17 protein-coding genes are annotated in these 20,281 nt (G+C 36.1%); 10 read left to right on the top strand and 7 right to left on the bottom strand.

From position 1 onward, the window contains the following. Positions 1-62 precede the first annotated feature (62 nt). Both G6N06_RS10815 and G6N06_RS10810 read right to left on the bottom strand, forming a co-directional pair. Positions 63-1,736: a serine hydrolase domain-containing protein gene (locus G6N06_RS10815; protein ID WP_163516747.1), complete on the bottom strand. Its 1,674-nt coding sequence runs from the start codon at positions 1,734-1,736 to the stop codon at positions 63-65. Positions 1,737-1,740: 4 nt separating this feature from the next. After that, positions 1,741-2,814, bottom strand: a complete 1,074-nt coding sequence (locus tag G6N06_RS10810; protein WP_163516745.1) for a serine hydrolase domain-containing protein — start codon at positions 2,812-2,814, stop codon at positions 1,741-1,743. 88 nt (positions 2,815-2,902) lie between these two features. On the opposite strand from G6N06_RS10810, the gene pdxR reads away from it, so the two are divergent. Then, a complete protein-coding gene (gene pdxR, locus G6N06_RS10805) occupies positions 2,903-4,411 on the top strand; it encodes a MocR-like pyridoxine biosynthesis transcription factor PdxR (RefSeq protein ID WP_262890114.1) in 1,509 nt (502 codons plus the stop codon). Between the two features lie 927 nt (positions 4,412-5,338). Here the strand turns inward: pdxR and G6N06_RS10800 are convergent. From G6N06_RS10800 to nadA, 4 genes are all read right to left on the bottom strand, one after another. Further along, on the bottom strand, positions 5,339-6,523 hold the full coding sequence (locus G6N06_RS10800; protein ID WP_163516741.1) for a pyridoxal phosphate-dependent aminotransferase: 1,185 nt from the start codon (positions 6,521-6,523) through the stop codon (positions 5,339-5,341). A 1,618-nt stretch (positions 6,524-8,141) separates the two neighbouring features. Continuing rightward, a complete protein-coding gene (locus tag G6N06_RS10795) occupies positions 8,142-8,528 on the bottom strand; it encodes a putative zinc-binding protein (protein WP_163516739.1) in 387 nt (128 codons plus the stop codon). Positions 8,529-8,557: 29 nt separating this feature from the next. Beyond that, positions 8,558-10,150 (bottom strand): L-aspartate oxidase, encoded by a 1,593-nt coding sequence (gene nadB / locus G6N06_RS10790; RefSeq protein WP_163516736.1) that lies wholly within the window; start codon positions 10,148-10,150, stop codon positions 8,558-8,560. A gap of 1 nt (position 10,151) precedes the next feature. Continuing rightward, positions 10,152-11,078, bottom strand: a complete 927-nt coding sequence (gene nadA, locus G6N06_RS10785; RefSeq protein ID WP_163516734.1) for a quinolinate synthase NadA — start codon at positions 11,076-11,078, stop codon at positions 10,152-10,154. Positions 11,079-11,420: 342 nt separating this feature from the next. Here nadA and ureA point away from each other — a divergent pair, with 342 nt between their 5' ends. From ureA to G6N06_RS10740, 9 genes are all read left to right on the top strand, one after another. Beyond that, positions 11,421-11,723, top strand: coding sequence for an urease subunit gamma (gene ureA, locus G6N06_RS10780; RefSeq protein ID WP_163516732.1), 303 nt, complete (start codon positions 11,421-11,423; stop codon positions 11,721-11,723). A 16-nt stretch (positions 11,724-11,739) separates the two neighbouring features. Further along, on the top strand, positions 11,740-12,114 hold the full coding sequence (locus G6N06_RS10775; RefSeq protein WP_163516730.1) for an urease subunit beta: 375 nt from the start codon (positions 11,740-11,742) through the stop codon (positions 12,112-12,114). After that, a complete protein-coding gene (gene ureC, locus G6N06_RS10770; protein ID WP_163516728.1) occupies positions 12,111-13,838 on the top strand; it encodes an urease subunit alpha in 1,728 nt (575 codons plus the stop codon). The genes G6N06_RS10775 and ureC overlap by 4 nt, the downstream gene beginning before the upstream one ends. A gap of 25 nt (positions 13,839-13,863) precedes the next feature. Next, positions 13,864-14,370 carry an urease accessory protein UreE gene (ureE, locus tag G6N06_RS10765; RefSeq protein ID WP_163516725.1) on the top strand — a complete coding sequence of 169 codons (507 nt, stop codon included), beginning with the start codon at positions 13,864-13,866 and terminating at the stop codon, positions 14,368-14,370. A gap of 72 nt (positions 14,371-14,442) precedes the next feature. Then, positions 14,443-15,156, top strand: a complete 714-nt coding sequence (locus G6N06_RS10760) for an urease accessory protein UreF (protein ID WP_163516723.1) — start codon at positions 14,443-14,445, stop codon at positions 15,154-15,156. 23 nt (positions 15,157-15,179) lie between these two features. Continuing rightward, positions 15,180-15,821, top strand: coding sequence for an urease accessory protein UreG (gene ureG / locus G6N06_RS10755; protein ID WP_163516721.1), 642 nt, complete (start codon positions 15,180-15,182; stop codon positions 15,819-15,821). Continuing rightward, entirely contained in the window at positions 15,821-16,621 is an 801-nt protein-coding gene (locus tag G6N06_RS10750; protein WP_163516719.1) for an urease accessory protein UreD, read from the top strand. Before ureG ends, G6N06_RS10750 begins: the two co-directional genes overlap by 1 nt. Before the next feature lie 3 nt (positions 16,622-16,624). Next, entirely contained in the window at positions 16,625-17,326 is a 702-nt protein-coding gene (locus G6N06_RS10745; RefSeq protein WP_163516717.1) for a sulfite exporter TauE/SafE family protein, read from the top strand. A gap of 185 nt (positions 17,327-17,511) precedes the next feature. Next, positions 17,512-19,737 carry a TonB-dependent receptor gene (locus G6N06_RS10740; RefSeq protein ID WP_163516715.1) on the top strand — a complete coding sequence of 742 codons (2,226 nt, stop codon included), beginning with the start codon at positions 17,512-17,514 and terminating at the stop codon, positions 19,735-19,737. Between the two features lie 145 nt (positions 19,738-19,882). On the opposite strand, the gene G6N06_RS10735 is transcribed toward G6N06_RS10740, so the two are convergent. After that, positions 19,883-20,269 carry an arsenate reductase family protein gene (locus G6N06_RS10735; RefSeq protein ID WP_240338041.1) on the bottom strand — a complete coding sequence of 129 codons (387 nt, stop codon included), beginning with the start codon at positions 20,267-20,269 and terminating at the stop codon, positions 19,883-19,885. Positions 20,270-20,281 lie beyond the last annotated feature (12 nt).

Below are 20,281 nucleotides of genomic sequence, written 5' to 3'. Positions count from 1 at the left end.
CATTATGTTTATAAATTTAATTGTTATTTGGCCAGTAGAATAATATTTTTCTAAATAAATATTTAATTTAATTTTTTAAACCAAGCATGTTTTACTCGACCATTGCTGACTTTTAATCCAATAATAAGATTCTTGTCATTTCTCTGTATTTCAAGGAAACTAAAAGGATATTGCCCTTTAAGGACGTCTTCCTTAATCCATTCAACATAAGCATCCCCATGACGTGATTGATGGCTAAATAAACTACCCTCCTTATAATAGATATCATAAAAAGTCTCCAATTCATCACTGTAATATTTTCCTACAAATTCCTTTAACTCTTCTACAGTTGGTGTAATTTTGTTATACTTCTCAAATCTAATCGTATCCTTCAGCGGTTCTATAATTTGTACACTAGCGATTTCCTTACCGATTTTTTTAAACCTATATGAAATATTGGGCGATGTTTCATTTCTATAAACATTAGCATTTATAAAAATTAAACTCTCTTCTACTTTATTGTCTCGTACAACCTTTAGAGAATCATTCTTCATTTTTATATTTAAATTCGATAAATCTCTTGAGGACCAATAATTACCCTGAATAAGGTCAACATTCTCTTTTGTCCAATCTCTTTTTATCGGTATTGTTTGTAATGATTCTGGAGTAGACATACTCCTTTCCTGAAATGGCATAATTATTTCAGAAATAGCATCTCCAATTTTCTTTGGATTGGAGTTAGAGAAATTAGTTAAGATGGCAACACTCAGTTCAGATTTGGGATAAGTTGCTGAAAACGCTCTAAATCCACCAATAGAACCTCCGTGTTGTATCCTTTCATGATTTTGAAAACTATCAATGTTTACACCAAAAGCATAATTATTTGGTAAACCGTTGTTTAGAAAATCCACGGTTTGCATCATTTTAAAAGCATTTTCCCATCCAATTTGTGGTTTGCTGAAATTTGAAAGCCATTTGAGTAGGTCAACCGCTGTTGTATGAACATTTCCAGAGCCTACATATCCCCAATACTCAACGGCTTTTTCAAACGTGTCTTCATTTCTATAATAAGAAGTAGCATTGTTTAATACGACTCTATTGTATTTATCTTCCACATAGGTATCCACCATTCCCAGTGGGTCAAAAATGTTTTTTTTCATCCAAATAGAAAATTTTTCACCGGTAAGGCTCTCTATAATCTGAGACATCAACATATAACCAGTATTACAATACAAATACTCATCGTTTGGCTTAAAATTTAAATCATTTTGTTTTTCCATAAAACGATATAAATCTTCATTAGTCCTCAAATCATTCTTACGCCACCCTGCTAATTCCAGCATTGCATGCAGACTCCTCAAGCCACTGGTATGGTGCAACATTTGTCGGAGAGTAACAGGAAATTCAAATTCCGGCATATTTGGAAGATAAGTGTTAATATTTTCATCAATATCTATTTTTCCTTCAAGGCACAATAGGACAATCCCCATTGCCGTAAATTGTTTCGACACAGATGCCACGTTAAATAGGGTTGTGGAATTATTTGGAATCTGATATTCTAAACTAGCGAGGCCGTATGCTTTTAAATAAACTATTTGCTCATTTTGCATTATTCCTATTGATCCTCCAGGATGATTTGGCGCTTGCCAATCCTCAAAAAGCTTATCAATTTGAGCTATTTGATCTCGACTCAATTGACCCCAACAATTTGTACAAGTGTATAAGACAAGAAAAGTAGTAAATAAAAATATTCTCATCTTATCAATTTTTCACAGGTCCGATATAATAGCTTGGTACCCTGTTCACAATATCTATGCGAACTTGTCGTGAGTTTCTTCTTCTATAATCTGATTTGGTCTTAAAGGCAACAACGACATCGATTGCCGGAAAAACAGTGATGTTCTGACCCATTGCCCCTTTAGCGGAATACGCATCTTTGTAGCGACTGTCTTTTACATTTTGATATAACCACCACATATATCCATAGCCGTAATCCACGCCAGAATCCCTGTAAACAGGTACATTTGAATTTAACTCCTTATAACTGGTTCTTTCTTTCAACATTTCATCAACCCAACTTTCAGATATTATTTGTTTGCCATTCCACTTTCCTTTGTTTAACATTAACAGTCCCACTCTTGCCATATCCCTTGTAGAGAACCAAATTGGATATGCCAAATATTTCGAAATGGTGGTATCTCCCTGTTTTTTCTGCAGATCCCTGCTCCAATCTTGCATATTCAGTGGTTTTGCGAGTTGAGACTCTACTTCATCATATATATTTTTGCCAGTTTCAGTCTCAAAAATATATCCTGCCACGTTAAAATCCCAATTACTATACAACCAATAGCTGCCATGTTTAACGCTACCTCTTTTGGGCGCATACTGCTGCATCCCTCCAGGATAGCCTTCTTTGTGATAAACACCTGATCGCGCAGATATAATTTCCTGAACTGTGGCCTTTTTTTCTTCTGGTAAGAGACCATCAACATCATCAAGACCCAATTGTTCAATCGTCTTGTTAAGATCTATTGATCCATTCTCTACATATTTACCATAAAGCATAGCTAAAACACTTTTCCTACAAGATGCTATGTAGCTATTCTCTGTAATATCTCCGTACTGGAAAATGATTTCACCTTTGTGCACAACAACCAATCCAGTTACTTTTGTACTATCTATAATGTAATCCCTATATGTTTTGAGACCTTCTGAGTCCCAATTTTCATTTTTTGAATCATTATTGATTTTCCATGACGTCTCAGGAAAAGTCTGACAGTACATCGCGGTCGACACCATTAAATTTAAAACTATCAAAACAACTTTTAATTTCATGTCTCTTAATATTTAAGCTTCCAAACAAAGTAATCTAATATTTAACTATATTTGATGTTCCAATATTTATTTTTAACGTGTACCACTTATGCATTATAATTTTAAAAATCTTTTATTTAAAGGTAGTTTTTTACAAAAAGAAGGAAACGAGAGTGTCTATTACAAGCTTTTTGATTCATTAAAAAGTGTTATATTGGCTAAAGAAATACCGGATAATTTTAAACTACCACCTTCTCGAGTCTTAGCCAGTGATTTAAATTTGTCTCGAGGCACGGTGATTAAAGCCTATGAGTTATTATTAATTGAAAAACTTATCGTATCCAGACAGGGCTCGGGGTACTTTACAAACAAAATAGAGAACACCTCCAAAGTTCCTAATAAAGAGCTAGCTACAAAAAAACATCCTGGGATTTATCCGAAAATTTCAAAACTTGGAAAATCATTTATACAAAACTCAGAATATTATGTTGGGGAAAATTATTTAGGAACAGTTTGTTTTAGACCTGGCTTACCACCTTTGGATATTTTTCCCGCCGCAGTTTGGCAGAAACTCTCTAATCAATACTGGAAGTCTATAAAATACTCTGAGTTATCTTATTCGGATTCACTAGGCATCAAATTCCTAAGAAAAAATATTTCAAATTATTTAAAAATATATAGGAATATTGACTGTGACCCAGATCAAATTGTTGTTACTTCAGGCTCTCTACACTCTTTATCTTTGGTTGCTACAGCAATTTTAAATCCAAGGAACTCTGTTATTCTTGAAAATCCAACATACAAAAAAGCATATAATCTATTTAAAAGCCTTAAGGCGGAAATTCATATGGCTGACCTCAATGACGATGAGTTTAACATCGCTACTTTGGAGGATATTGAGACTAAATTACTGTATGTAATTCCGTCAAACCAATACCCTTCTGGGAAAAGAATGTCACTGAAAAGACGGCAAGAACTATTGGATTATGCTACAAGCAAGAACATTTTAATTGTAGAAGATGACTATGACCATGAGTTTAGCAATTGGGAAGAACCAATTTCATCGATGTTTAGTTTAGACATTAACGATAGCGTAGTTTATTTAGGCACCTTTAACAAGCTTTTACATCCATCTTTGAGATTGGGCTATATGATTATTCCAAAATTCATGATAAGTCCAATAACCGCGATCAGCAAACAAACCTTTAGATTTATTTCCCCAAATCTTCAGAGCATCATGGCCATGTTCATATCTCAGGATTACCTGAACAAGCACTTAAGACAAGTCATGAAAGTCTCCAACCTTCGAAAAGATGCTTTCATTGAACATTTTGAATCCCTATTTAAGGGTGAAATTGACTTGGAAATTAACAATTCAGGGTTACATATTATAGGAATTTTAAAAGATCATGTTAAAGATTTTCAACTCTGTAATTATCTTTTAGAAAACGATATCCATGTACATCCTTTAAGCAGTTATTATATCGAAGACAAGTCAAGAAATGGTCTGGTTATGGGGTATTGTTCCGTGAATAAAACTCTAATAAGGAAAAATCTAAACAGAATGCATAAACTTTATTTAAATTATTTGAAAGAGACTACGGCTATTGAAAGTTAAAAAATCAATTGCCTTTTTAAACAACAGATCTTTAGTATCAAATATACTCAATATAGATGATGAAACTCAAATTCTCCTACTTGAGACCTACGAAATAATGAACAGAATAACTTAAGCGACTCATTTAAATATGACGACTCTTAGAATTAAAGTTTGGTTTGTTTACTCATTTTTTAGAATCTTTGACTATGTGGCATTTCGAATAAAACCCTTTAAAATAGAGCCTATTTTAACAAGAGACAATAATTTCTACAACTCCTTCTTTCTTCATTTTTAGCAAGATTAATTTCAACTTTCATTATTGAATGAAATGTCTTCTCTTTTATAATTACAATACTTTATCTTTAAATAAAGTGAAAGATTCATCCTTAATCTTTTTGATTCAATAAAACTTAATTGTATTAGGATTCAACATTAACAGCCGAATACAGTTTGTCTTTTATTTAAAATTTAACGTTCGATTAATAAAAATGAAAGGAAGACTTTAGGACTGCCCATTACACCTTTTCTATCACATATTTCCTTCTGGAACCTTTCCAGTATCTTTGAAGGCCAGAGATTGGAAATAAAGATTGTTGGCATATTGATAAGTCCTAATGTAAGCTTAAGTGTAAAATGCTGAACCTGCTCAAGTTCTAACACCACAGTTTAATGGTAAGCATCGATCTTTTGGTATTTACTTACTTCTAAACATATCACTACAGTAGGTATCGATAGATGAGCGGTTACGCTTCAGTTTTTTCGTACATCCATTACTTGTTTGATGTTTTATTTTACTTAAAAGACTCCATAAAATATATTTCGTTTTGGAAAAACATACAAGATTTTAGGACTTTTTTTATTCTGAAATATGGATTGGTAATGAGTTGAAAATAAACTAATTAATTGCAGTTTGACTCCTTCAATTTATTACAAAACATATAATATTTATCTAATTGCAGTTGCTATACGTGCCATTGCTTCAATAATCTGTTCTTGCGAGGCCGCATACGATAGCCGAATACAATTAGGATTTCCAAAAGCATCGCCATCCACAGTAGCAACAAGTGCTTCTTCAAGTAAATATAATGAAAAATCAGAGGCGTTATTGATAGTTTTCCCTCTCAATGTCTTTCCAAAATAATAAGACACATTTGGAAATACATAAAACGCTCCTTCGGGGATGTTGGTTTTAAAGCCTTCAATATCTCTAAGGAGATCAAGAACCAAATCACGACGAATTTTAAATTCATCAATCATGAACTGGACCCTAGTAGGGGATTCATTCAGTGCTGTAATAACAGCACGCTGTGCGATGGAATTGGCACCACTCGTTATTTGTCCTTGCATTTTATTGCATGCTCTGGCAATTTTTTCAGGGCCACCAATGTAACCAATACGCCATCCGGTCATCGCGAAAGCCTTTGAAACACCATTAACTGTAATTACACGGTCGTACATGTCTTCGAATTGTGCCATGCTTGCATGGCCACCAGTAAAATTAATGTGTTCGTAAATTTCGTCTGAAACTACAATAATTCTGGGATATTTTTGTAATACATCTGCTAAGGCGCGCAATTCTTCTTTACTATAAACAGAGCCACTTGGGTTGCACGGAGAACTATACCAAAGCATTTTTGTTTTTGGCGTGATAGCTGCTTCCAGCTGTTCTGGGGTCATCTTAAAATCAGTAGCAATGGTAGTTGGCACTTCCACGGGAACTCCGTCGTTGAGCTTCACCAAATCGACGTAACTTACCCAATAAGGACATGGTATGATAACCTCATCACCTTTATTGATTAATACCGCAGCAAGATTGGCAAGTGACTGCTTGGCACCCGTAGATACAACAATTTGATTATGGTTAAAGGTCAATCCATTGTCGCGCTTAAATTTTGTGACAATGGCATCTTTTAGTTCGATATAACCATCTACTGGGGCATAGGAACTGTAGTTGTCATTGATGGCTTGTATGGCAGCATCTTTGATATATTCTGGCGTTTTAAAGTCTGGTTCTCCCAGACTTAATCCAATAATATCTTTTCCTTCGGCGCGTAATTCCCTGGCTTTTGCGGCCATAGCTAAAGTAACAGAGGTAGATATGTTTAAAATTCTCTTTGAAAGTAAGTCCATATTATAAATTTAATGTAAAGTTTAATCCATAATTTAATTTCGTTCCATTTCGTTTAAATAACTAAAATGGTATAGATTTTTCTTAATTATCATTGTAGATGATTTGGAAAGTCAAATCATATTGATGGATCCAATAATTTCCAAAACTGTATCTGCTTAATAGTATCAGAAAAACAATTAGTATTCCAAAATTTATAAACATGAATCCTCAATAATCTTTGTTTTACTCTCCACCATTACCAACTAAATCACACTCAGTCTTTATGGTACAGTCTGTCCGATCCACTAAGTGAAAGGAACTTTACCTTGCCAATAGTTTCTTAAGCAAAGGAAAGGTTTATCTTACCATCAATAATATACCAATAATTTTTTTTGGCATATACCATTTTTTTAATAACATCTAAATTTGAGTCGAACTCTCTCCTTACCTTAAAATGAAAAATCCGTTAGAGTTAACAATAGATGAGAACAACATATTAGACATGAACTGACTACCTTAGCAATCATGAGAGTGCTAAAATAAAACAGTCACATTCGAAGGTAATAAGTAAAGTAATTTAGAATCTAAATTCGACACCTTGTTCAGTCAAAGTAATAACATATATTCTATTCACTACTTATTCAAAAGAATCTTAAAATAGTTAACGACAATGATCAATTATTATTAAATTTAAGGCAATCACCTTATTGTCTTATATGAAGAGAAAATCCAAAATCATATAATATTTTGTACTCAAATAATTCAAGTAAATATCTAAAATTTTATATTTCTCAAAAAAGAAACGCATAAGCTCTTGTTTTTAACAGACTCACACACAGACTCACAACTATCGAAACACAGAACCAATTGTTAATCATTGTATTACATGAATTGGAGCAGTTCTTCTTTATCTAAATCAATTCTGGATGATTAAAATGCTTAGTAAACATAATTGAGCAGATTTCTCCTACTTAGATCTGATTCAAATTTTAGGTATCACCAAAAAAAGGACAGTTACAAAATAGAATCATTATATTTGTATCACGAAAGTTTTTGAACCTATTTTAAGTTATGAGTTCACAATTCGTCAACATTGACATTACGATATAGCAAGAACCCCTGCTCTACTGGCGTTCAGGATTTAGGTTCTGACCCCAGTCGGGTCACACGGTGGAAGCACCAAAACTGTAAAACCTTGCTAATTTATTTTAGCAAGGTTTTTTTGTTTTTTACTGATTCCATTGACATCATATTGGATCATCTAACGGATCAAGTCAAAAAGCTATCCATCCTAAATGTTGTTTTTAAGCAAGAATCGTAGTTAATCTATAAAAAAAAATCTGCCGGCGCGTTAATGCTTCTGTTGTCAGATTAGTTGGAGGACAAAACTGGATCAGATTGAAAATAGGCAAAAGCAGGCCTTAAAACAGATATTTGCGATAGTCCAATTAGAATTGCTATATGATAATTCACATCGTAACATTTCAATGAAAATGAAATTTCATTCATTTTCACTACAACATTCTGCCATCTTCGGCTAGGTGATCAAACATTTCAACTTGGAATAAATTATCTTTATTATAATCTTCTTCCATACTAATGAAGGCAAGGAAGTTTAAATAATACAAAAACTTCATTTTATAGCCGATTTGAATGCATTTCTTTTGTTTTTGTTACGATTTGCTCAAAGACGTCCATTTCATCCTCTAAATTTAAACGGGTATTATATCTTTTTTTTAGATCATAATCGGTCAAAATAATATGTTCGTTAGGCTCGATGTCTATGTTCTTCAGACACTCTTTGGCACATTGAAGAGGGCATCCGTCAATAACAATTATCGGTCTATTTGATTTTGCCGTTTTAACAAGCGATTTGACTTTACCTCCTACTCCAGCTATACAGGACATCTCGGCAATACCATCATAATTCATTTTCACGGCAATATCGTTCGCCAATTGCGCCACATTGCTGCAACCAGAACAGGAATATATTAATGGTAGATTTTTTTGCTTTTGTTTTTCCATGGTTAGAAATTTTAGAATTTTTGTAATGTTTAAATCCAATCGTTTATCACACTATCTTTTTCGGCCGCTGGCACATTGTCCACATTATAATAACCGCCTTTATTCAGCCTTCGTTCCAAGGATTGACTAATAATTAAGTGTGCTACATTCACCATGTTTCTTAATTCACATAGTGCAGTGTTAACTTTCATGTCTTTATAAAGTTCTTCAACCTCGTTATAAATCAGATCAAGATGCCGAACTGCCTTTCTTAAGCGATTATCGCTTCTTACAATTCCCACATAATCCCTCATTAGTGCCTGCAACTGGGTTAGATTGTGGTGTATCTGAACATATTCCTTGGGCGTTCTTGTTCCTGCATCATCCCATTCAGGAATAAAGGCATGAACCGGTTCAACCGGATGCGCTGCTTGGTATTCAAATATATTATGTGCGCAAACCAAAGCTTCCAGTAAAGAATTAGATGCCAATCTATTGGCCCCGTGCAAACCTGTTCTGGAACATTCACCACAGGCAAATAAATTGGTCACTGAAGTTTTGCCGTTCTTGTCCACAACTATGCCACCGCAAAGATAATGTGAGGCTGGAACAACGGGAATCCAATCTTTTTCAACATCAATATGGTTGGTCAAACATTCTTGATAAATATTTGGAAAATGATTTTTGAAAACGTCGATATCTAAGTGGGTGCAATCTAAAAAGACATGGGGGTCACCTGTTTTTTTCAACTCGTTGTCAATGCTTTGAGAAACGATATCCCTTGAAGCCAATTCTGCTCTTTTATCATAGTCTGGCATAAATCTATGTCCGTTTTTATTTCTTAAAACCGCGCCTAACCCTCTGACCGCTTCAGAGATCAAAAATGAGCGCCCATCCTTTTTGTCATATAAGGCGGTGGGATGAAATTGGACAAACTCCATATCTTTAATTTCAGCTTTAGCCCTATAGGCCATTGCAATACCATCGCCAGTTGCTATTGTTGGATTTGTGGTATGACCATATAAACGACCAATACCACCCGATGCCAGTAAGGTCCTATCTGCTTTTATCGTCATTATATCTCCTGTATTTTGATCCAATACATAAGCTCCATAGCATGATATGTTTTTAGATTCAGGAATATCAAGATGGTGTTCAGTTATAAGGTCCAATGCAAAATGATAGGGTAAAACTGTGACATTGGACAGTTTATGAACTTGTTGCAGCAATACACGCTCCAACTCGAATCCGGTAATATCCTTATGATGCACTACACGGTTTATAGAGTGTCCACCCTCAATTCCAAGGTCCAGTGTACCGGAATCATTAAGATCAAAATTGGCACCCCAGAGCATTAACTCCTTGAGTCGTTTTGGGCCTTCCTTAATTACCATTTCAACCACGGCCTCATCGCACAATCCATCTCCAGCCACCAAAGTGTCCTGAATATGCTTTTCAAAAGAATCTTCCTTTAAATCCAATACTACTGCCACCCCGCCTTGGGCATATTTGGTGTTGGATTCCTGCTCATCTGCTTTAGTGACAATAACTACGGTCTTATCGGGAAATCTCTGGGCAACCTTTACGGCATACGTCAATCCTGCCACCCCCGAGCCAATCACAAGAAAATTTGTGTTTACCATTTTATTTCGATAGTTCCAACATTCTTTGAATTGGTTGTAGTGCACGCAACCTTATGTCCTCTTGAATTTCAATTTGTGGTGTTTCATTTAAGAGACAATCATAAACTTTTTGAAGAGTATTTACTTTCATAAAAGCGCATTCACTACAGGCACAAGTGTTGTCTTCTTCTGCAGGAGCAGGAATAAGAAGCGTGTTCGGAACCTCCATCTGCATTTTGTGCAATATGCCGGCTTCGGTGGCAACAATAAACCGTTCTTTTGGATGGTTTTTTACGTAGTCAATCATACCTGCAGTAGAACCAATATAAGTTGCAAGATCCAAAATGTGCTCCTCCGATTCGGGATGGGCTATAATTTTTGATCCAGGATAGGCCTTATAAAGAGCCAAGAGCTTATCTAAAGAAAAAGCCTCATGAACCACACAGGATCCATCCCAAAGCAATAAATCCCGCCCCGTTTTTTTACTGATGTAGCGGCCCAAATTTTTGTCCGGCCCAAATATAATGGGCCTATCCTTAGGTGCTGACTCCACTATTTTCACGGCGTTGGAGGAGGTACATACAATGTCGCTCATCGCTTTAATTTCTGCAGAACAATTAATATAGGTAATCACCAAATGATCGGGGTGGGCTTTTACCAATTTTGAAAAGGCCTCTGGTGGACAAGAATCAGCCAATGAACAACCTGCATTTAAGTCTGGCAATAATACTTTTTTGGTTGGATTGAGAATTTTTGCCGTTTCTGCCATAAAATGAACCCCTGCAAACACAATAACAGATGCATCGGTTTCAGCGGCTCTTTGTGAAAGCCCCAAACTATCGCCAACATAGTCCGCAACTTCTTGAATTTCATCACACTGGTAGTAATGTGCGAGAATTACGGCATTCTTTTCTTCCCTCAACTCGTTGATTCTCATTTTTAAACTCATAAGATCAAAAATAATTTTTTAGCCGAAAAAGGTAGGTATTCCATTTTCTTCAAAAAATGACAATTGTCATAAAAAACATGAGGATAATTATGTAAATCTTGGAGCCCCTCAACTGGAGTAATACCTTACAAGACGCATTAATAATTGTTGGACTAAGTAATATGTACCTGTTCTGACCCCTCATATAAAAATGAATTTGAAAACAGTACTTATCCCCAATTCATTAGAAATTCGATAACTCCAACATCTAATTTCATTTGTGTAAAATAAAATGATAAAACTTAGAGATAATGAAATAAATTAGTGAATAAGTTTTTATATATTTAAGAAAACAAAAGAAATATGAAATTAACCTCAAGAGAAACAGAAAAACTCATGCTTTTTTTAGCGGGTGAACTTGCTGAAAAGCGAAAAGCAAGAGGCTTAAAGCTAAATTATCCAGAATCCATAGCATTAATAAGTGCACGGTTACATGAATTAGCTAGAGATGGCAAAAAAGTAGCAGATTTGATGCAATTAGGTGCCACATTTCTTACCAGAGAAGACGTCATGGAAGGTGTTCCAGAAATGATTACAGATGTGCAAATTGAGGCCACTTTCCCTGATGGGACAAAGTTGGTCACAGTAACCAACCCTATTCGTTAATGAAACTCAGAATACTATGATACCAGGAGAATATATTTTAAAAAAAGAACAAATAGTTTGTAATGCCAACCAAGAAAGCATCACATTAAAAGTAATCAATACTGGTGACCGACCTGTACAGGTGGGGTCTCATTTTCATTTTTTTGAAGTCAATAAGGAGATTTCCTTTGATCGTAAAAAGGCATTTGGAAAACGAATGGATATTTTATCAGGAACCGCAATTCGTTTAGAACCAGGCGAAGCCACCGAGGTACAATTAATAGATATCAGTGGGAACAGAAAATCATATGGTGCAAATAATCTCACACAAGGAGATACAACATCAAAAGAGAGTCTAGCAAAAGCGATGAAGAAAATGGAGTCTGAAAATTTTAAAAACACCAAAGCATGAGTTTCAAACTAGATAGAATAAAATACGCAAATATTTATGGGCCTACCGTAGGCGATAAAATACGCTTGGGAGACACTGAACTTTTTATTCAAATTGAAAAAGATTTCAATAGTGATAATTACGGAGAGGAAAGTACATTTGGAGGCGGCAAGAATGTAAGGGATGGAATGGCACAATCATCAACCAGAACAAGAGATGAGAATGTGCTCGATTTTGTCATCTTAAACGTCATCGTTTTAGATCATTGGGGTATTGTAAAAGGCGATTTAGGAATTAAAGACGGAAAAATTGTGGGTCTTGGTAAAGCAGGAAACCCTGATACCATGGATGGTATTACGGAAAATATGATTATAGGCGCATCTACAGAAGTTCATTCTGGTGCCGGTCATATTCTTACCGCAGGTGCAATAGATACACATGTCCATTTTATCAGTCCACAACAAATTGATCATGCTTTGTTTAGTGGTGTTACCACGATGATAGGTGGAGGATCCGGACCCGCAGATGGCACAAGTGCCACCTTGGTAACCTCTGGCGCTTGGCATTTAGAGAAAATGATGCAAGCTTCAGAGAATTTCCCAATGAACATAGGTTTTTTTGGTAAAGGAAACTGTAGCACAACAGCTCCTTTGATAGAACAAATCGAGGCTGGAGCACTAGGATTAAAAGTACATGAAGATTGGGGAGCCACACCAGCTGCACTTGATGCTTCGCTTAAAGTAGCAGATGAATATGATATTCAGGTTGCTCTACATGCCGATAGCTTGAACGAAGCAGGGTTTTTAGAGGACACCGTTAAGGCTATAAACGGCAGAACCATCCATACTTTCCATACTGAAGGCGCTGGTGGCGGACATGCTCCGGATATTATGAAAATTGCATCACATCCTTATGTACTCCCGAGCTCAACCAATCCAACAATGCCCTATACTGTCAATACTATTGATGAGCATTTAGACATGCTCATGGTTGCTCACCACTTAAAAAAATCCATCCCTGAAGATGTCGCTTTCGCAGATTCGAGAATCAGAAAAGAAACTATGGCCGCAGAGGATATTCTTCATGACATGGGCGTTATTAGTATGATGAGTTCAGACTCACAAGCAATGGGAAGGGTTGCTGAAGTTGTTATCAGAACATGGCAGACCGCTCACAAGAACAAGTTGCAACGTGGATTTTTAGAAGAAGATAAAGTCATTGAAGCAGACAACTTCAGAGCAAAAAGATACATAGCCAAGTACACTATAAATCCAGCACTCGTGCATGGTATTTCAAAATATGTGGGGTCTATTGAGCCCGGTAAAATGGCCGATCTGGTATTGTGGAAACCGGCATTTTTTGGTGCAAAGCCCGAAATGGTAATCAAAGGAGGGATGATTGCAGCCAGCAAAATGGGAGATCCAAACGCGGCTATTCCTACGCCACAACCCGTTTTAATGCGAAATATGTACGGGACTTTGGGTTCGGCTGTTCACAAAACATCTGTGACCTTTGTTTCTCAAGCTGGAATTGACAACAAAATCGCCGAAAAATACGGTGTTAAGAAAGAACTATTACCTGTGAAAGGTTGTAGAACAGTTGGTAAAAAAGATATGATTCACAACAGTGCATGTCCAAATATTGAGGTAAACCCAGAGAATTATGAGGTAACTGTAGACGGAAAAGTCATTTCCTGTGAGCCTCTTGAGGTTGTTCCATTAGGTCAACTATACTTTCTTTTTTAAGAGTGTTGATTCTTAAAATAAAGATATGATCTGTAAAGAAGTAATTGGAAATATAGAAACATACCCCATTGGCAATAAAACTAAAGATGTTCTAAACTTGCAATGGTTCGAGACTACTAAGCGTATTATGCGCAAACGGTCGGAAGAAAATCAAGAAATCGTCATTAAATTTCTAAAGGAAGGAACACGACTTAAAGAAGGTGATATTGTTTATGAAGACCCCGACAAGGTTGTGATTGTAAATATTTTGCCTTGTGATGCCATTCAAGTAACCCCAAGATCAATTTATGAAATGGGAACGGTTTGTTATGAAATAGGAAATAAACACTTGCCGCTTTTTATTCAAGATGACCACGTGCTTATTCCCTACGAAAAACCTTTGGAACGCCTCCTTATAGCTACCGGGTACGAGGTCACAAAAACCCATTGCAAATTGCTCAATATGTTGAAGGCTAACGTAGAACCTCATCAACACGGTAAATCTGGAAGTTCTCTATTTTCAAAAATTCTTGAATTAACAACTAAAGAGTAGCATACATATTAAATACTGCTGCCTGAGAAAACACATTTTTTGGGCAGCAGATTATTTATAAGAAAAAATCAAATGAATAAGAACACAACCAAACCTACAGAATTGGGTTCACTTATTGAAATACTCCATATTACGGATCCTACGTTGCCCATTGGCGGATTTTCGCATTCAAACGGCTTGGAAACCTACGTTCAGCAGAATCTGGTAAAGAACGCTTCCACCACCCAAGATTTTGTAGAAAGCATGTTGAAAAACAACTATAAGTATAATGATGGCTTAGCAGTAAAATTGGCTTTTGAATTCACCGAGCAAAACAACTTAGATGAAATCCTGAAATTAGACAATGAATGTCAAGCTTTGAAGGCCCCACTGGAAGTGCGCGAGGCAAGTCTGAAATTGGGCACGCGACTTATAAAAATTTATGCTGCATTATTAGATAATCCCTTTCTAAATGAAATCAACAATCTCATTGAAGAAAAAAAGATGCAGGGTCATTATTCAGTGGTTTATGGGATCATTACAGCACTTTTAAAAATAAATAAGGAGAAGGCTACCTGTGCATTTCTTTACAATGCTGCCGTGGCTATGGTTACAAATGCGGTAAAGCTTGTGCCGCTTGGCCAAACAGATGGTCAACAAATAATTTATAATGTACAAGGCCTAATCGAAGCCTTGACTTTAGAAATAATGGAAGTAGAAAGAGATTTGCATGGGGTGTGCAATACAGCTTTAGACATAAAGTGCATGCAGCACGAGCATCTCTATTCAAGATTATACATGTCTTAAAAGAACCAATAATAAAAACACTAATGGAAGAAAGAAAATATATAAAGATTGGCGTTGCGGGACCAGTAGGATCCGGAAAAACAGCTTTGATAGAAAAACTAACAAGAAGAATTTCAAAAGACTATAGCATCGGTGTCGTCACCAATGATATTTACACAAAGGAAGACGCTAAATATCTTGAAAGCAACTCGTCATTGGACCCAAATAGAATTATAGGTGTGGAAACGGGAGGATGCCCACATACCGCCATTCGAGAAGATGCCAGTATGAATCTTGAGGCCGTTGACGAAATCGTGAATAGACATCCTGATATAGAAATTGTATTTATTGAAAGTGGTGGTGATAATTTATCTGCCACCTTCAGTCCTGACCTTGCCGATGTCACCATTTTTGTGATTTCCGTAGCTGCAGGATCCGATATTCCACGTAAAGGCGGTCCTGGAATTACCCGTTCCGATTTATTGGTAATCAACAAAAAGGATTTGGCCCCTTATGTAAAGGCCGATTTGAAGCTAATGGAAGACGATGCACGCAGAATGCGAAATGGACAACCTTTTGTATTTACGAATCTTATGATTGATGACGGTTTAGACAGTGTGATCCAATGGATAAAGCGTTATGCTTTGGTGGAGGAGCAAACTGAAGAACCTCAACTACTAAGATAATGGAGAAATACAGCCTAAAAACAGGACTAAGGGAGCAAACGATACTGAAAGACGTCTATTTTACACCGCCCTTTAACTTAGTTGAAGTAAGGGAAAATAAAAAAAATCCCTTGTTGGAGATGATGGTCATGTCCTCATCACCTGGGATCCTAAATGATGATTTTTACGATATCAATATTGAAGTTATAGATGGGTCCTCATTGAATTTGCAGACCCAATCCTATCAGCGCATCTTTATTTCTGAAAAAGGCACCAACCAACATATGAATATTTCAGTTGGCGATAGTTCTTATTTTAGCCATGTACCCCACCCTGTCGTACCTCATAAAGGAGCACGTTATACCGCTAAGAGTACGATTCATCTCAAAAGCACTAGCACCCTATTATGGGGCGAAATTTTAACCTGTGGACGTAAATATATGGCTGAAGAAGAGATGTTCCAATTTAAAAAGCATCATGCCATTACAGAAATATATCAAGAGAACGTCTTAATTTTTAAAGACAATCTCTATATCGTTCCTGAGAAGATAGATTTGAGACAGTTTGGTCAATATGAAGAATACACCCATCAAGGAAGTTTATTTTTTATAACTCCCGAAACTGATGTCAAAGAACGCATGGACAACATATCCAACCGACTATCAACAGAAGAAGGCATCAGTTACGGAATATCCAAGTTGTTAGACAACGCCTATGTGCTTAGGGTTTTAGGAAATGAAGGTGAGCAGCTCTATAAGTTATTTACTGAAATACGGATAGCAGAAGACAAATTAATTAATCAGAAAGTAAGTATAAATTAACAAATGGAAACAGAATTAAGTATTTTATTGGTTACCGCCGTTTCAGTAAGTGTATTGCACACCGTTTCAGGTCCTGATCACTATATACCTTTTATAGCGATAGGAAAAACAAAGGGATGGAAACTTCCAAAAATCGTCATGTGGACGATCATTTGCGGTTCCGCGCATGTTATGGCCTCTGTATTAATAGCTTCAGGAGGAGCAGCATTAGGATTTTCCTTGAGTAAAATAGATGGATTGAACGAAATTAGAGGAGGTTTGGCAAGTTGGGCCATTCTCATCTTTGGACTTCTCTATTTTCTGTATGGCCTTTATGGGGTCTATAAAGAAAAAAGACATAAGCATTTTGATGTATATGACGATGGATCTGTTTATGTATTTGAGCACGATCACAAACAAATGACCTATCCGTCAAACAGAAAAAAAGTAACGCCATGGGTTCTCTTTTTAATTTTTCTATTAGGACCATGTGAAGTCTTATTTCCATTACTGACCTATCCTGCCGTGGAACAATCTACATTGAATATGTTCATATTGATTGCAACCTTTCTATTTACAACCGTTTCAACTATGGTTTTAGTCGTCGTCCTAATATATTATGGCTTCAATTTTATAAAAACCGAATGGTTAGAAAAATATGTGACACCAATCTCAGGACTTTCCATAGCATTATGTGGAGTAGGAATGGTTTTCTTAGGATGGTAAATTCATCTGTATAAGAGTAGATTCATACTCAATTTCAGAATCATTATATCAGATATACGGATAGAGCTATTGCCCAATTGGTCAATGGTTCGGATAATAATACAGAGAAATTAATAGAAAACATTTGACACTGCCGATAACGTCAGCCCAATTACAGAAATCCACATTATAAATCTACCATAGAAATGAGAATCAATTTTATACTATTTACATTATTCATCACTAAGATTATAACCGCCCAAAATATAACAGGTATCGTAACTGACTCCAATGAATATCCTCTTGAAGGCGTATATGTTTACAATAATAATAGTGCCAAACACGCGCATACAAAGGCTAACGGAATGTTTACTTTAGAGGAAAGTAAAGCAGGAGACTCAATAGAAGTAGGGATGTTAGGCTTTCATAAAAAAGTTTTTATACTCACACAAACAGATGTTGATGCCGGATTGACGATACAATTGGAAAGCAAAACGATGCAGCTAGACCAAGTTGTCATAACCAGAGGTTTAAATGCAATGCATCATATTGCAAAACTCGACTTGCACACAAGTCCAGTAAATTCTTCTCAAGAAGTTTTAAGAAAAATTCCGGGATTAATCATCGGACAGCATGCTGGTGGCGGTAAAGCAGAACAATTATTTTTAAGAGGTTTTGACATAGACCATGGTACGGACATTAATCTTTCAGTAGATGGCATGCCGGTAAATATGGTTTCCCACGCCCATGGCCAAGGATATAGCGATTTTCATTTTGTCATTCCTGAAACCATCGCAATCATCGATTTTGGTAAAGGTCCTTATAATGCTGAGCGTGGTGATTTTGCCACAGCAGGATATGCCGCATTTATCACTAAAGACAGACTGGAAAACAGTTCAGTGAACTTAGAAATAGGTAAATTCAACACACTTAGGACTTTAGGCATGTTTAATCTTATGGATAAGAGCAGCGACCAAAATGCTTATGTCGCATTTGAATATATTTCTACTGACGGACCATTTGAGTCGCCACAGAATTTTAACAGAATCAACCTAATGGCAAAATATTCTGCCTTTCTTAAAGGAAATGATAAATTAGCCATCACCGCTTCTCATCTTGATAGTAGATGGGATGCTTCCGGACAAATTCCAATGCGTGAAGTGCTGAATGGCAACATTACCAGATTTGGAGCCATTGACGATACCGAAGGTGGTACCACCTCAAGATCGAATTTGAATATAGAATACAGTCGCTTTATTGATGATAACACCAGCTTTAAATCGAATGTTTTTTATAGCCGTTACGGATTTGAACTCTATTCCAATTTCACATTCTTTCTGGAAGATCCTATCAATGGAGATCAAATAAAACAAAAAGAAGATAGAGATATTTTTGGATTTAATGCTTCAATAAAAAACAACTTTCAATGGAATTCTATTGAAACTACAGTCACATCGGGCATAGGGTTGAGACATGATATTATTGATGATGTTGAACTCTCACATACTTTGAACCGAAAAACGACGCTAGAATATTTACAATTGGGAGATATCAACCAATCTAACCTATTTGCCTATGTGAATGCCGATTTCGAATTGGGAAATTTCACCATTGCACCGGCATTGCGTTTGGATTATTTCAAGTTTATGTATGAAGATCAATTAACAGAAACTTACTCGCTGCAAGCCGAACAGAAGGCTATTGTAAGTCCTAAATTAAATTTCCTATACCATCCAACCCAAAATATTCAATGGTTTTTAAAAACCGGAATTGGGTTTCATTCCAATGACACTCGTGTAGTGGTAAAGAAAGAAGGCGAGAAAATTCTACCAAGAGCATATGGAGCCGATTTCGGATTTATTTATAAGCCTGCGCCTCAATTAGTGGTGAATTCGGCTCTGTGGTATTTATTTTCCGAACAAGAATTTGTGTATGTTGGTGATGCCGGAATTGTGGAGCCAAGTGGAAAATCTCAGCGATTTGGAGTGGATCTGGGCTTGCGTTATCAACTAAATAAATGGCTCTATGCCGATATCGACGCAACGTATTCACATGCGCGTTCAATTGATGAAATAAAAGGTGAGGATTATATTCCATTAGCACCAGATTTTACATTGGCTGGTGGATTTTCATTAAATGACTTCAAAGGATTTTCTGGAGGTATGAGATATCGTTTTATTGATGATAGACCTGCCAATGAAGATAATTCCATTGTTGCAGATGGCTATTTTGTAACCGATTTCAATGTCAATTACAAATTCAAAAGTATTACACTTGGTCTGTCAATTGAAAATCTTTTCGACACCGAATGGAACGAAGCTCAATTTGCTACCGAAACCCGATTATTTAATGAACCACTTCCTGTAGATGAAATTCATTTTACACCAGGTACTCCCTTCAATTTAAAAGTAGGTATTATCTATACTTTTTAAGGATAAAACGAAAGTGACCCTCGCAGAATCAAGCTTCAGAGATGTATATCAGATATAAGAAATGAGGCAATCCTTTGAAGATGGACATTAAGCAAGTAGTTTCCTTTTATAAAGTTTTATTGGAAACACTGCACAAAATATCAATTCATATCCGAATGATATCCGTCGGTGTTTCCACTAAAACAGTTCTGTTACCTCGTAATGCAATAGGCTGTTTCATGATTTCAGGATGGTTCTGAATGACCGTAATCCAATCTTCAGGATCGAAACATTGTGCGGTGAATTTTCTTCTGTATTTGTAATGCTCTTGATTGACCATTTCTTCGATATTAATGCCCAAGCGATTTGCCAATTCGGTAATTTGAGTTCCGGTCAATGGGGTTTTTAAAATATCAATTTCCTCTATAGGAAGACCATGTGTCCTGGCATACGCCAATGCCTGTTTTCCTCTTTGAGACCTTGAATTATAGAACAGGGTAATCTGTCCATCTGATGTGGATATAACCCCCATATTACTTTTAGATCCTTGCATTTTTTAGTGTTG

The organism is Gelidibacter japonicus (genome assembly GCF_010725055.1).
GTDB lineage: Bacteria > Bacteroidota > Bacteroidia > Flavobacteriales > Flavobacteriaceae > Gelidibacter > Gelidibacter japonicus.
Note: the sequence above shows the minus strand (reverse complement) of the source record. Positions and strands in the feature narration are given on the sequence as shown.

Coding starts and splice junctions, on each gene's coding strand:
- G6N06_RS10815 (WP_163516747.1), bottom strand. CDS start 1,736: ATGAGAATATTTTTATTTACTACTTTTCTTGTCTTATACACTTGTACA.
- G6N06_RS10810 (WP_163516745.1), bottom strand. CDS start 2,814: ATGAAATTAAAAGTTGTTTTGATAGTTTTAAATTTAATGGTGTCGACC.
- pdxR (WP_262890114.1), top strand. CDS start 2,903: ATGCATTATAATTTTAAAAATCTTTTATTTAAAGGTAGTTTTTTACAA.
- G6N06_RS10800 (WP_163516741.1), bottom strand. CDS start 6,523: ATGGACTTACTTTCAAAGAGAATTTTAAACATATCTACCTCTGTTACT.
- G6N06_RS10795 (WP_163516739.1), bottom strand. CDS start 8,528: ATGGAAAAACAAAAGCAAAAAAATCTACCATTAATATATTCCTGTTCT.
- nadB (WP_163516736.1), bottom strand. CDS start 10,150: ATGGTAAACACAAATTTTCTTGTGATTGGCTCGGGGGTGGCAGGATTG.
- nadA (WP_163516734.1), bottom strand. CDS start 11,078: ATGAGTTTAAAAATGAGAATCAACGAGTTGAGGGAAGAAAAGAATGCC.
- ureA (WP_163516732.1), top strand. CDS start 11,421: ATGAAATTAACCTCAAGAGAAACAGAAAAACTCATGCTTTTTTTAGCG.
- G6N06_RS10775 (WP_163516730.1), top strand. CDS start 11,740: ATGATACCAGGAGAATATATTTTAAAAAAAGAACAAATAGTTTGTAAT.
- ureC (WP_163516728.1), top strand. CDS start 12,111: ATGAGTTTCAAACTAGATAGAATAAAATACGCAAATATTTATGGGCCT.
- ureE (WP_163516725.1), top strand. CDS start 13,864: ATGATCTGTAAAGAAGTAATTGGAAATATAGAAACATACCCCATTGGC.
- G6N06_RS10760 (WP_163516723.1), top strand. CDS start 14,443: ATGAATAAGAACACAACCAAACCTACAGAATTGGGTTCACTTATTGAA.
- ureG (WP_163516721.1), top strand. CDS start 15,180: ATGGAAGAAAGAAAATATATAAAGATTGGCGTTGCGGGACCAGTAGGA.
- G6N06_RS10750 (WP_163516719.1), top strand. CDS start 15,821: ATGGAGAAATACAGCCTAAAAACAGGACTAAGGGAGCAAACGATACTG.
- G6N06_RS10745 (WP_163516717.1), top strand. CDS start 16,625: ATGGAAACAGAATTAAGTATTTTATTGGTTACCGCCGTTTCAGTAAGT.
- G6N06_RS10740 (WP_163516715.1), top strand. CDS start 17,512: ATGAGAATCAATTTTATACTATTTACATTATTCATCACTAAGATTATA.
- G6N06_RS10735 (WP_240338041.1), bottom strand. CDS start 20,269: ATGCAAGGATCTAAAAGTAATATGGGGGTTATATCCACATCAGATGGA.